9 protein-coding genes are annotated in these 12,283 nt (G+C 67.2%); all 9 read left to right on the forward strand.

The window, feature by feature from the left end; all coding sequences use genetic code 11:
- Positions 1-196: 196 nt before the first annotated feature.
- Positions 197-3,142, forward strand: coding sequence for a bifunctional [glutamate--ammonia ligase]-adenylyl-L-tyrosine phosphorylase/[glutamate--ammonia-ligase] adenylyltransferase (gene glnE / locus ACNFIA_RS11790; RefSeq protein ID WP_416784997.1), 2,946 nt, complete (start codon positions 197-199; stop codon positions 3,140-3,142).
- 288 nt (positions 3,143-3,430) lie between these two features.
- Positions 3,431-4,465 (forward strand): lipopolysaccharide heptosyltransferase II, encoded by a 1,035-nt coding sequence (waaF, locus tag ACNFIA_RS11795; RefSeq protein ID WP_416784999.1) that lies wholly within the window; start codon positions 3,431-3,433, stop codon positions 4,463-4,465.
- Positions 4,462-5,532 carry a lipopolysaccharide heptosyltransferase I gene (waaC, locus tag ACNFIA_RS11800; RefSeq protein ID WP_416785001.1) on the forward strand — a complete coding sequence of 357 codons (1,071 nt, stop codon included), beginning with the start codon at positions 4,462-4,464 and terminating at the stop codon, positions 5,530-5,532. The genes waaF and waaC overlap by 4 nt, the downstream gene beginning before the upstream one ends.
- Positions 5,529-6,650 (forward strand): glycosyltransferase family 4 protein, encoded by a 1,122-nt coding sequence (locus ACNFIA_RS11805; RefSeq protein ID WP_416785003.1) that lies wholly within the window; start codon positions 5,529-5,531, stop codon positions 6,648-6,650. Before waaC ends, ACNFIA_RS11805 begins: the two co-directional genes overlap by 4 nt.
- A 105-nt stretch (positions 6,651-6,755) precedes the next feature.
- Positions 6,756-7,562 carry a lipopolysaccharide core heptose(I) kinase RfaP gene (gene rfaP, locus ACNFIA_RS11810; RefSeq protein ID WP_416785005.1) on the forward strand — a complete coding sequence of 269 codons (807 nt, stop codon included), beginning with the start codon at positions 6,756-6,758 and terminating at the stop codon, positions 7,560-7,562.
- Positions 7,562-8,296, forward strand: a complete 735-nt coding sequence (locus ACNFIA_RS11815) for a lipopolysaccharide kinase InaA family protein (protein WP_259757724.1) — start codon at positions 7,562-7,564, stop codon at positions 8,294-8,296. The genes rfaP and ACNFIA_RS11815 overlap by 1 nt, the downstream gene beginning before the upstream one ends.
- Complete coding sequence (locus ACNFIA_RS11820; protein ID WP_259757723.1) at positions 8,293-9,048, forward strand: lipopolysaccharide kinase InaA family protein; 756 nt, start codon at positions 8,293-8,295, stop codon at positions 9,046-9,048. The genes ACNFIA_RS11815 and ACNFIA_RS11820 overlap by 4 nt, the downstream gene beginning before the upstream one ends.
- Positions 9,045-10,532, forward strand: a complete 1,488-nt coding sequence (locus ACNFIA_RS11825; RefSeq protein WP_416785007.1) for a lipopolysaccharide kinase InaA family protein — start codon at positions 9,045-9,047, stop codon at positions 10,530-10,532. Before ACNFIA_RS11820 ends, ACNFIA_RS11825 begins: the two co-directional genes overlap by 4 nt.
- A 5-nt stretch (positions 10,533-10,537) precedes the next feature.
- Positions 10,538-12,277 carry a carbamoyltransferase gene (locus ACNFIA_RS11830; RefSeq protein WP_259757720.1) on the forward strand — a complete coding sequence of 580 codons (1,740 nt, stop codon included), beginning with the start codon at positions 10,538-10,540 and terminating at the stop codon, positions 12,275-12,277.
- The last annotated feature ends 6 nt before the right edge of the window (positions 12,278-12,283 follow it).

The following is a 12,283-nucleotide window of genomic DNA, read 5'->3' on the forward strand; positions in this document are numbered from 1 at the left end:
GTTGCCGATAGCTGCGCCAACCTCGTGGGCGACGCGGCGAATTCTTGGAAGTGCTCCGGGGGTACGCCCGGCGGGTTGTAGTTTTACTACAAATCGCCAACGGATACACCCCTCCGCCAGAAAAAGTTAGTAGTAAAACTACAGGGGCGCGAAAAGACAGGAATGCCGGCGCCTCGCCGACCACTCAGGATAGACCATGAGCCTGCCGTCCCTGGCCGCATTGCCGGCCACGCTCAAGCCGCTCGCCGAGCGCGCTGAGCAGAATTTCCGCACCGCCATCGCCGCCCTTTCCGCCGAGCAGATCGCCAGTTTCGACAGTTGGCCCGACGAGCGGCACGCCGATTTCGCCCGTGTCACTGCCGGCAGCGACTTCGTCGCCGAGCAGGTGCAGCGCGATCCTGCCTTTCTATTGGCGCTGGCCGCGACCGGCGAACTGGAGCGGAGCCTGCAGCCCGGCGAGATGGGCGCGCAGCTCGAAGCCCTGCTGACCGACTGCACCGATGAGGACGAACTGGGCCGCCGCCTGCGTCGCTTCCGCCGGCGCCAGCAGGTGCGCATCATCTGGCGCGACCTGACCCGCCGCAGCGATCTGGCCGGGACCTGCCGCGACCTCTCGGACCTCGCCGACGCCTGCATCGACCAGTCCCTGGCCTGGCTCTACCAGCGCCACTGCCAGCAGTTCGGCGTGCCCATCGGCAATCGTTCGGGCCTGCCGCAGAAGATGGTGGTGCTGGGCATGGGCAAGCTGGGGGCGGGCGAGCTGAACCTGTCCTCGGACATCGACCTGATCTTCGGCTACCCCGAGGGCGGCGAGACCCAGGGCGCCAAGCGCGCGCTGGACAACCAGGAGTTCTTCACCCGCCTGGGGCAGAAGCTGATCAAGTCGCTGGACGCCATCACCGTCGAGGGCTTCGCCTTCCGCGTCGACATGCGCCTGCGCCCGTATGGCTCCAGCGGCCCGCTGGTGCACAGCTTCGCCGCGCTGGAGCAGTACTACCAGGACCAGGGCCGCGACTGGGAGCGCTACGCGATGATCAAGGCCCGCGTGGTGGGCGGCGACGAGGAAGCCGGCCAGCGCCTGCTGGAGCTGCTGCGCCCGTTCGTCTACCGGCGCTACCTGGATTTCTCCGCCATCGAAGCGCTGCGCACCATGAAGCAGCTGATCCAGCAGGAAGTCCGGCGCAAGGGCATGAGCGAGAACATCAAGCTGGGCGCCGGTGGCATCCGCGAGGTGGAATTCATCGCCCAGGCCTTCCAGCTGATCCACGGCGGCCGCGACCTGAGCCTGCAGCAGCGGCCGCTGCTGCGGGTGCTGGCGATCCTCGAGGGGCAGGGCTACCTGCCGCCGCAGGTGGTCGCCGAGCTGCGCGAGGGCTACGAATTCCTGCGCTACGCCGAACACGCCCTGCAGGCCATCGCCGACCGGCAGACGCAGATGCTGCCGGAGGACGAGTTCGAGCGGATCCGCGTGGCCTTCATCATGGGCTTCGCCAACTGGTCGGCGTTCCACCAGGCGACCAACCAGTGGCGCGAGCGCATCGACTGGCACTTCCGCCAGGTCATCGCCGACCCGGACGAAGATGAAGAAGGGCAGGTGGACACCACCATCGGCGGCGAATGGATTCCGCTGTGGGAAGAGGCGGTGGACGAGGAGTCTGCCTGCCGGCAGTTCGCCGATGCCGGGTTCGTGGAGCCGGCCGCGGCCTGGAAGCGCCTCACCGACCTGCGCAACGGCCCGCAGGTGCGCGCCATGCAGCGCCTGGGCCGCGAGCGGCTGGACGCCTTCATGCCGCGCCTGCTGAACATGATCGCCGAGCGCGGCCCGGCGGACGTGCTGCTCGAGCGCACCCTGCCGCTGATCGAGGCAGTGGCGCGGCGCTCGGCCTATCTGGTGCTGCTGACGGAGAACCCCGGGGCGCTGGAGCGCCTGCTGACGCTGTGCGCGGCCAGCCCGATGGTGGCCGAGCAGATCGCCCGCTTCCCCATCCTGCTCGACGAGCTCCTGAACGAGGGGCGGCTGTTCCGTCCGCCGCAGGCCGCCGAGCTGGGCGCCGAGCTGCGCGAGCGGCTGATGCGCATTCCCGAGGATGACCTCGAACAGCAGATGGAAACCCTGCGCCACTTCAAGCTGGCCCATGCCCTGCGCGTGGTCGCCTCGGAGATCGCCGGCACCCTGCCGCTGATGAAGGTCAGCGACTACCTGACCTGGCTGGCCGAGGCGATCCTCGAGCAGGTGTTGAGCCTGGCCTGGGACCAGCTGGTGCAGCGCCACGGCCGGCCGACCCGTGCCGATGGCACGCCGTGCGATCCGGATTTCATCATCATCGGCTACGGCAAGTCCGGCGGCCTGGAGCTGGGCCACGGCTCGGACCTGGATCTGGTGTTCATCCACGACGGCGACCCGCAGTGCGAGACCGATGGCGAGAAGTCCATCGACGGCGCGCAGTTCTACACGCGCCTGGGGCAGAAGATCATCCACTTCCTCACCGCGCAGACGCCCTCGGGCATGCTCTACGAGGTGGACATGCGCCTGCGCCCGAGCGGCGCGTCGGGCCTGCTGGTCAGTTCGTTGCGCGCCTTCGAGGCCTACCAGCTGGGCGAGGCGTGGACCTGGGAGCACCAGGCGCTGGTGCGCGCCCGCGTGCTCGCCGGTTGCCCGCGCGTGGGCAAGGCCTTCGAGGCGATCCGCGCCAAGGTCCTGGGCCAGCAGCGCGACCTGGCGGAGCTGCGCAGGGACGTCAGTGAAATGCGCGCCAAGATGCGCGACAACCTCGGCACCCCGAGCACCGCCGCCGGCACCGCGCCGAATGCCTTCGAGGCCGCGGCCCCGTTCGATCTCAAGCAGGATGCCGGTGGTATCGTCGATATCGAATTTATGGTGCAATACGCGGCCCTGGCGTGGTCCTGGCAGCACCCGGAACTGGTGGAGTTCACCGATAACATCCGCATCCTGGAAGCCCTGGAGCGGGTCGGGTTGATGTCCGGCGAGGATGTCCTGAAGCTGCAGGACGCCTACAAGGCCTACCGGGCGGCGGCGCACCGATTGTCCCTGCAGAAGCAGCCGGGCGTGGTGAGCGGCGACCACTTCCATGCAGAACGACGCATGGTGATGCAGATGTGGAAGGCCTTCGAGCTGACCTGATTCGCTGCGTTTTCCCCACGAAGTCACTGGCATCCGGCGCAATGACCATCGCCGGAGCGCGCCGCGCTGTCGGGTGGCCTGCGCGGGCCAGGGTGGGATCAGGAGCCGGCGCATGATGCCATTGCGCCAGGTCACAGGGAGTGACGAAATCCGCCCGGCCGGCATGAAGGCTGGGCTAGACTGCCGGCATTCGTTGCTCGGCACCCAACCGTGAGGGCACCTGCCGCACGGCTGGATGAATGGAATACGGGGAGGCGAGAGCCTCCCCGGTCGTTTTTCGGAAAAGGCATGAGAATTCTGATCGTAGGCCCCTCCTGGGTGGGCGACATGGTGATGGCGCAGACACTCTTCCAGTGTCTGAAGCAGCAGCATCCGGACTGCGTGATCGACGTGCTGGCGCCGGACTGGAGCCGGCCGATCCTCGAGCGCATGCCGCAGGTGCGCCAGGCCCTGAGCTTCCCCCTCGGCCATGGCGTGCTGGACATCGCCTCGCGCCGGCGCATCGGCAAGTCCCTCAAGGGGCAGTACGACCAGGCGATCCTCCTGCCCAACTCGCTGAAGTCGGCGCTGGTGCCGTATTTCGCCGGCATCCCCACGCGCACCGGCTGGAAGGGCGAGATGCGCTACGGCCTGCTCAACGACATCCGCACGCTGGATAAAGAGCGCTATCCGCTGATGATCGAGCGCTTCATGGCCCTGGCCTATGAGCCGGGCGCCGCGCTGCCGCAACCTTATCCACAGCCACGCCTGTCCATCGACCCGCTAAGCCGCGACACGGCGCTGGCCAAGTTCGGCCTGAGCCTGGATCGCCCGGTGCTGGCGCTGTGCCCCGGCGCCGAGTTCGGCGAGGCCAAGCGCTGGCCGGCGGAGTATTACGCCAAGGTCGCCGAAGCGAAGATCCGTGCTGGCTGGCAGGTCTGGATCTTCGGGTCGAAGAACGACCATCCCGGCGGCGAAGACATCCGCATGCGGCTGATCCCCGGTCTGCGCGAAGAGGCGGTGAACCTGGCCGGCGAGACCGCCCTGGCCGAGGCCATCGACCTCATGTCCTGCGCCGGCGCCGTGGTCACTAACGACTCCGGCCTGATGCACGTGGCCGCCGCGCTGAATCGCCCGCTGGTGGCGGTCTACGGTTCCACCTCGCCGCAGTTCACCCCGCCGCTGGCCGATGCGGTGGAAATCGTCCGCCTGGGCCTGGAGTGCAGCCCCTGCTTCGATCGCGTGTGCCGCTTCGGCCATTACAACTGCCTGCGCGAGCTCAAGCCGCGTCCGGTGATCGAAGCGCTGGACCGCCTGGTTGCCGATCCGGTTGATGTGGAATGAGGGTCCTGCTGATCAAGACGTCGTCCCTGGGCGATGTCATCCATACCCTGCCGGCGTTGACCGACGCCGCCCGCGCCATTCCCGGCATCCAGTTCGACTGGGTGGTGGAAGAAGGTTTCGCCGAGATTCCGGCCTGGCATCCGGCGGTCGCCCAGGTGATCCCGGTGGCGATCCGCCGCTGGCGCAAGAACCTCTGGCAAACCTTCAAGAGCGGTGAGTGGGGGCGCTTCAAGCGTCGCCTCAAGGAAGTGGATTACGACCTGGTGATCGATGCCCAGGGCCTGCTCAAGAGCGCCTGGCTGACCCGCTATGCACGCCGTCGCACGCCTGTCGCCGGGTTGGACAAGGCGTCGGCCCGCGAGCCGGCCGCCAGCCGCTTCTATCGCCGCACCTACCCGGTTGCCTGGGGGCAGCACGCCGTCGAGCGCGTGCGCCAGTTGTTCGCCCAGGCGCTGGACTACCCGCTGCCCGCCGGCACCGGCGACTACGGCCTGGACCGCAATCGCCTGCTGGATGCCGTGGATGGCGACCCGTACCTGGTGTTCCTCCACGGCACCACCTGGGTGACCAAGCACTGGCCCGAGGTCTATTGGCGCGAGTTGGCCCAGCGCATGGGCGAACGCGGCTGGTCGGTGCGCCTGCCGTGGGGCAACGACGCCGAGCGGCAGCGCGCCGAGCGCCTGGCCGAAGGCTTGGAAAATGCCTCCGTGCTCCCCAGATTAAGCCTGGCGGGCATGGCAAAGGTGCTGGCCGGCGCTTCCGCCTGCGTGGCGGTGGACACCGGGCTGGGCCACCTGGCCGCTGCCCTGGACGTGCCGACGCTGTCGCTGTTCGGCCCGACCAATCCCGGTCTGACCGGCGCCTACGGGCGCTCGCAGGTGCACCTGGCCAGTGACTGGCCGTGCGCCCCCTGCCTGCAGAAGACCTGCACCTACCAGCCGACGGCCGACGACAAGCGTCAGTTCGACCTGCGGCATGAACAGCCTCTGTGCTTCACGCGCCTGAATCCCCAGCGCGTGGCCACCCAGCTGGAGGCACTGCTGCTGGCCCCGGAGACGCTTCGATGACCCTGGCTTTCGTCCTCTACAAATACTTCCCCTTTGGCGGGCTGCAACGCGATTTCATGCGCATCGCGCTGGAGTGCCAGCAGCGCGGCCATGCCATCCGTGTCTACACCCCGATCTGGGAAGGCGACATACCGCCCGGCTTCGACGTGCGCGTGGCGCCGGTGAAATCGCTGTTCAACCACCGCCGCAACGAGAAGTTCAGCGCCTGGCTGGCCGCCGACCTCGCGCGTTCGCCGGTGGACCGGGTGATCGGTTTCAACAAGATGCCCGGCCTGGATGTCTATTACGCCGCCGACGGCTGCTTCGAGGACAAGGCGCAGACCCTGCGCAACGGGTTCTATCGCCGCTGGGGCCGTTACAAGCACTTCGCCGACTACGAGCGCGCGGTGTTCGCGCCGGAGTCCAAAACCGAGATCCTGATGATCTCCGAGGTCCAGCAGCCGCTGTTCATCAAGCACTACCGTACGCCTGAATCCCGTTTCCACCTGCTGCCGCCGGGCATCGCCCAGGACCGCCGCGCGCCGGCCAACGCCGGCGAAATCCGCGCCGAGTTCCGTCGAGAGTTCAAGCTGGCGGACGACGACCTGTTGCTGGTGCAGATCGGCTCCGGCTTCAAGACCAAGGGCCTGGACCGCAGCCTCAAGGCACTGGCGGCGCTGCCGCGCTCCCTGCGCAAGCGCACCCGCCTGATCGCCATCGGCCAGGACGATCCCAAGCCCTTCCTGCTGCAGGTGAAGGCGCTGGGGTTGTCGGACAACGTGCAGATCCTCAAGGGGCGCAGCGATATTCCGCGCTTCCTGCTCGGCGCCGACCTGCTGATCCACCCGGCCTACAACGAGAACACCGGCACCGTGCTGCTCGAAGCGCTGGTGGCGGGCCTGCCGGTGCTGGTCACCGACGTGTGCGGCTACGCCCACTACATCGACGAGGCGAACGCCGGCCGCGTAGTGCCGTCGCCCTTCGAGCAGGAACGCCTGAACGGCATGCTCCAGCAGATGCTGGAAGACGACGCGGCGCGGGCGGAGTGGGGGCGCAACGGCCTGGCCTTCGCCGACACCGCGGACCTGTACAGCATGCCGCAGCACGCCGCCGACCTGATCCTGCAGGAGCGCGCATGAACGCTTTTGCTCTGGTAGGAGCGAGCTTGCTCGCGAATGCTCTCCCGGCCACCCGGAGTGCCATGCAGGTTCGCGAGCGAGCTCGCTCCTACAAAGGCGGTTTCCATGAAGCTTGAGTTGCACGAGCCCTTCAAGCGCCTGTGGGCCGGCAAGGACCCCTTCGTCGAGGTCGAGCGCCTGCAGGGCAAGGTCTACCGCGAACTGGAAGGCCGCCGCACACTGCGTACCGAGGTCGATGGGCGCGGCTATTTCGTCAAGATCCACCGCGGCATCGGCTGGGGCGAGATCGTCAAGAACCTGTTCAGCGCCAAGCTCCCGGTGCTGGGCGCGGGCCAGGAGCAGCGCGCCCTGGAGCGCCTGCACCAGGCCGGCGTGGCGACCATGACCTCGGTGGCCTACGGCGAGCGCGGCGGCAACCCGGCCGCGCAGCACTCCTTCATCATCACCGAGGAGCTGGCGCCCACCACCGACCTGGAAGTCCTGTCGCTGGACTGGCTGCAGACGCCACCCGAGCCGCGCCTGAAGCGCGCGCTGATCGCCGAAGTGGCGACGATGGTCGGCACCATGCACCGCGCCGGGGTCAACCACCGCGACTGCTACATCTGCCACTTCCTGCTGCACACCGATCGGCCGATCAGCGCGGACGACCTGCGCCTGTCGGTGATCGACCTGCACCGCGCCCAGACCCGCGCCGCGACGCCGCGCCGCTGGCGCAACAAGGACCTGGCGGCGCTGTACTTCTCCGCGCTGGACATCGGCCTCACGCGCCGTGACAAATTGCGCTTCCTGCGCGGTTACTTCCAGCGCCCCCTGCGTGACATCCTCCGCGAGGAAGCCGCGCTGCTGGCATGGATGGAGCGCAAGGCAGCCAAGCTCTACGACCGCAAACAACGATACGGAGACCTGCTCTGATGGCCGGCTGGGTACTCGAAGCCGACTACCAGCATCTCGCCGCCGATTTCGGCAGCCTGGATGCCGTGTTCGCCCTGCAAGGCGAGCGCATTACCAAGGATGCGATGTCCGACGTGGTGCGCATCGAGCGCGATGGCGTGCGCTATTACGTCAAGCGCTACCGCAAGCCGGGCAAGGGGTTTCGCCGCTTCCTGCCGCGCCCGCGGGTGAAGGCCGAGTGGCAGAACCTCAAGCAGTTCGCCAAGTGGGGTATCCCCACGGCGCAGGTGGTGGCCTACGGTCTGGAGCGGGAGCACGGCGGTTTCTCCCGCGGTGCGATCATCACCCGCGAGCTGGTTGGCACCGAGGACCTGCAGGCCCTGGCCAAGCAAAAGGATCCTCGGCTGAAGGACCGTGCCTGGGTCGATCACGTCATGCAGCAGTTGGCGCGCTATACGCGGACGATGCATGACCATCATTTCACCCATAACGATCTGAAGTGGCGCAACATCCTGGTCGATGGCGAGGGCACGGTGTATTTCATCGATTGCCCGATCGGCGACTTCTGGATCGGCTTCATGCTGCGCTACCGCATTACCAAGGACCTGGCCACGCTGGACAAGGTCGCCAAGCGTCAGCTGTCGGCCACGCAGCGCTTGCGCTTTTACCTGCTGTACCGCCGGCGTGAGCGCCTGAATGCGTCGGACAAGAAGCGCGTCCGCCACATCGTTCATTTCTTCGAGGGACGCGAGTGAAGGATTTCATTGCCGAGGGCGATCAGGCCCTGCTGGAAAGCCATGCCCTGGCCGATTTCGATGCCCTGTGGGCCCTGGAGTTGGTGGCCGTGGACGAGCCCAACACCGAGCGCGGCGGCTGGAGCAGCGTGTACCGCCTGGAGCTGGACGGCACCGCCTACTACCTCAAGCGCCAGAGCAACCACCTGACCCGTAGCCTGAAGCGCCCGCTGGGCGAGCCAACCTTCAGCCGCGAGTTCCGCAACATCCAGCGCTACCACCAGCTCGGCATCCCCTCCATGCAGGCAGCCTTCTTCGGCGCGCGACAGGTCGGCGGCGAGCGCCGGGCAATCCTCATGACCCGCGCCCTGGATGGCTGGCGCGATCTGGACAGCCTGCTGCAGGGCTGGTCGAACCTGCCCGCCGAGCGTCGCCAGGCGATCTTGCGCGCCTGCGGCATGCTTGCCCGTCGTCTGCACGAGGCCGGGCAGATGCACGGCTGCTTCTACCCCAAGCACATCTTCCTGCGCGAAACCGACGATGCCTTCGAGGCGACCCTGATCGACCTGGAGAAGACCCGCCCGCTGTGGTTCGGCCAGCGCGACCGCGTGCGCGACCTCGAACCGCTGCTGCGCCGCGCGCCGGACTGGAACGAGACCGACGTGCGCAATTTGCTGGCGGCGTACCTGGGCACCGCGTCCGGCGGCCCGGAAGTCGATGACTGGTACCGCCGACTGGGCGCGCGTCGCAAGAAGAAGGAAAACCGCGCATGAGGCTCTCCGCCCTGCGCGAAGCCGGCCGCACGCCGGCGCTGCCCCTGCGCATCGAGCTGGAAGACGGCGCCGGCCCGGCCGAACTGCGCCTGGACAGCCTGCTGCGCGTACTGCCCGGCCAGCGCTACGTCGGTGCGGCCAATTGGCGCGGGCGCCCGGTACTGGCCAAGTTGCTGGTCGGCGGCAAGGCCGCGCGGCACTTCCAGCGTGAACGCGATGGTGTACGCCTGCTCGCCGAACAGGGCCTGAGTACGCCCCAGTTGCTGGCCGACGGCCTGAAAGACGGCGAGGGCGGCTGGCTGCTCTTCAAGTTCCTCGATAACGCCCAGAGCCTCTGGGACGCCTGGCGCGCCGTGGAAGCCGAGCCGCTGCTGTCCGACGCGCAGACCGCGGTCATCGCCGAGGCGTTCACCGCCATCGCCCAGCTGCACGCCAAGGGCCTGTGGCAGGAAGACCTGCACCTGGACAACCTGCTGCGCCAGGGCGGCACGCTGTACCTGATCGACGGCGCCGGCATCCGTGCGGAAGCCCCCGGCCAGCCGCTGTCGCGCAAGCGCGTGCTGGAAAACCTCGGGGTGTTCTTCGCCCAGCTGCCGGCGAGCCTGGATCCTTACCTGGAAGAGTTGCTGATCCACTACCTGCTGGCCAATGGCGAGCACGCCCTGCCGCTGGAGGCCCTGCAGAAGGAAATCGCCAGGGTCCGCCGTTGGCGCGTCGGCGACCTGATGAAGAAGATCGCTCGCGACTGCAGCCTGTTCAGCGTGCTCAAGGGCCCGTTCGGCCTGCGCGCAGTGCGCCGCGAGCAGGAGGAGGGGCTGCAGCCGCTGCTGGCCGATCCCGATGCCTTCATTGCCAGGGGGCATATCTACAAGACCGGCGGTGCCGCGACCGTCGCCCGTGTGGAACTCGATGGGCGGCCGCTGGTGGTCAAGCGCTACAACATCAAGAACCTGCTGCACTGGCTCAAGCGCTTCTGGCGCCCCAGCCGCGCCTGGGCCTCGTGGCGCGAGGGCAACCGCCTGGACTTCCTCGGCATCGCCACGCCCAAGCCGCTGGCGGTGATCGAGCGGCGCTGGCTGTGGCTACGCGGCCCCGCCTTCCTGATTACCGATTACCTGGCCGGTCAGGATATAATCGCCCGTTTCAAACCCTACCTGGAGCAACAGGCAGGGAGCGGCCTGCCGCCGGAAACAGACCTTGCAGCCCTGGACAGACTGTTCGCGGCGCTGGTGCGCGAGCGCATCAGCCATGGCGACCTGAAGGGGCACAACCTGTTCTGGCAGGAGCAGGGCGAAGGCGGGCAGTGGTCGCTGATCGACCTCGATGCCATGCAGCGTCACTCGCGCGAAGCGAGCTTCGCCCGCGCCTATGCCCGCGACCGTGCGCGTTTCCTGCGCAACTGGCCAGAGGGCAGCGCACTGCACCGGCTGCTCGACGAACGTTTACCGCGGGTGCCTGGCACCCGCCCAGATGAAAGAGGCTAGACCCTGTGGCATTGACCATCCTCGGCCTGTCCGGCGCCGTAAGCCATGACCCTTCCGCCGCCCTGTACATCGACGGCAAGCTGGTCGCGGCCGTCGAAGAAGAGCGCTTCGTCCGCGACAAGCACGCGAAGAACCGCATGCCCTACGAGTCGGCCAAGTTCTGCCTGGAACAGGCCGGGATCAAGCCGTCCGACGTTGACGTGGTGGCCATTCCGTTCGCCCCCATCAGCATCTTCGACAAGGCCCGCTGGCACTACGCCAAGCGCTACGCCTACGCGCCCGACCGCGCGCTGGACGCCATCCTGCTCGGCAACCGCCGCTACCACCGCTACTACAAGCGCATCCAGTGGTGCCTGCAGCAGCTGGGCTTCGACCTGAAGAAGACCAAGATCCAGCCGGTCGAGCACCACCTGGCCCACGCCTCCAGCGCTTACCACTGCTCGGGCTTCAAGGAGAAGACGGCGATCCTCGGGATCGACGGCAAGGGCGAGTACGCCACCACCTTCTTCGGCTATGGCGAGAACGGCAAGATCCACAAGATCAAGGAGTTCTACGATCCGGACTCCCTGGGCGGCCTCTACGGCGCGCTGACCGAATACCTCGGCTTCGACATGCTCGACGGCGAGTTCAAGGTCATGGGCATGGCGCCCTATGGCGACGCCAGCAAGTACGATTTCTCCCGTCTCGCCAAGTTCGAGAACGGCGAGCTGATCATCAACACCGACTACGCCAACGTCATCGGCTTCCGCCGCTACAAGGAAAAGGGCAAGGGCTACTACTTCTCGCCCAAGCTGATCGAATGGCTCGGCCCGAAACGGGAAGGCGACATCGCCGACGATCCCTACATCCACTACGCCGCCAGCATCCAGGCCCTGTTCGAGAAGCTGGCGCTGGAGATGATGGATTACTACCTGGGCGACATCATCCGCGAGACCGGCAAGATCGCCTTCGCCGGCGGCTGCGCGCTGAACGTCAAGCTCAACCAGAAGATCATCGCCCGCCCCGAGGTCAAGGAGCTGTACGTGCAGCCCGCGGCCAGCGACGCCGGCACCGCCGTTGGCGCCGCCGCGTACGTGTCCTGGGAGCGCGGCGTGCCGGTCGAGAAGATGGAGCACGTCTACCTCGGCCCGGAATACAGCAACGAAGACGTCATCGCCGCCTGCGCCCGCCACGAGGCCAAGCCGCAGTGGCGCAAGATCGACAACGTGCCCGAGTACATCGCCAAGGTGCTTGTCGAGGGCAACCCGGTGGCCTGGTTCCAGGGTCGCATGGAGTTCGGCCCGCGCGCCCTCGGCGGCCGCTCGATCATCGGCTGCCCGAGCGTGGCCGGCGTGGCCGACCGCATCAACGCGCAGATCAAGTTCCGCGAACGCTGGAGACCCTTCTGCCCGTCGATGCTCGATACCGTCGGCCCGCAGATGTTCAAGATCGACCACCCGGCGCCCTTCATGACCTTCACCTTCGAAGTCAACGAAGAGTGGAAGACCCGCGTGCCGGAAGTCGTCCATGAGGACGGCACCTCCCGCGCCCAGGTCTTGAAGCGCGAGTTCAACCCGCGCTACTACGACATGATGAAGGAACTGGAGAAGCTCACCGGCAACGGCGTGGCGCTCAACACCTCGCTCAACCGCCGCGGCGAACCGATGATCTGCTCGCCGACCGACGCCCTGAACATGTTCTACGGCTCGGACCTGCAATACCTGATCATGCAGGACATCCTGGTGGTCAAGGACGGCGTGCAGTGACCGGCG

The sequence above is a fragment of the Pseudomonas sp. NY15437 genome, from assembly GCF_048068435.1.
Lineage (GTDB): Bacteria > Pseudomonadota > Gammaproteobacteria > Pseudomonadales > Pseudomonadaceae > Pseudomonas > Pseudomonas nitroreducens_B.

Excerpts from the sequence above, each read along its gene's own strand:
- glnE (WP_416784997.1), top strand. The coding sequence starts at position 197 with ATGAGCCTGCCGTCCCTGGCCGCATTGCCGGCCACGCTCAAGCCGCTC.
- waaF (WP_416784999.1), top strand. The coding sequence starts at position 3,431 with ATGAGAATTCTGATCGTAGGCCCCTCCTGGGTGGGCGACATGGTGATG.
- waaC (WP_416785001.1), top strand. The coding sequence starts at position 4,462 with ATGAGGGTCCTGCTGATCAAGACGTCGTCCCTGGGCGATGTCATCCAT.
- ACNFIA_RS11805 (WP_416785003.1), top strand. The coding sequence starts at position 5,529 with ATGACCCTGGCTTTCGTCCTCTACAAATACTTCCCCTTTGGCGGGCTG.
- rfaP (WP_416785005.1), top strand. The coding sequence starts at position 6,756 with ATGAAGCTTGAGTTGCACGAGCCCTTCAAGCGCCTGTGGGCCGGCAAG.
- ACNFIA_RS11815 (WP_259757724.1), top strand. The coding sequence starts at position 7,562 with ATGGCCGGCTGGGTACTCGAAGCCGACTACCAGCATCTCGCCGCCGAT.
- ACNFIA_RS11825 (WP_416785007.1), top strand. The coding sequence starts at position 9,045 with ATGAGGCTCTCCGCCCTGCGCGAAGCCGGCCGCACGCCGGCGCTGCCC.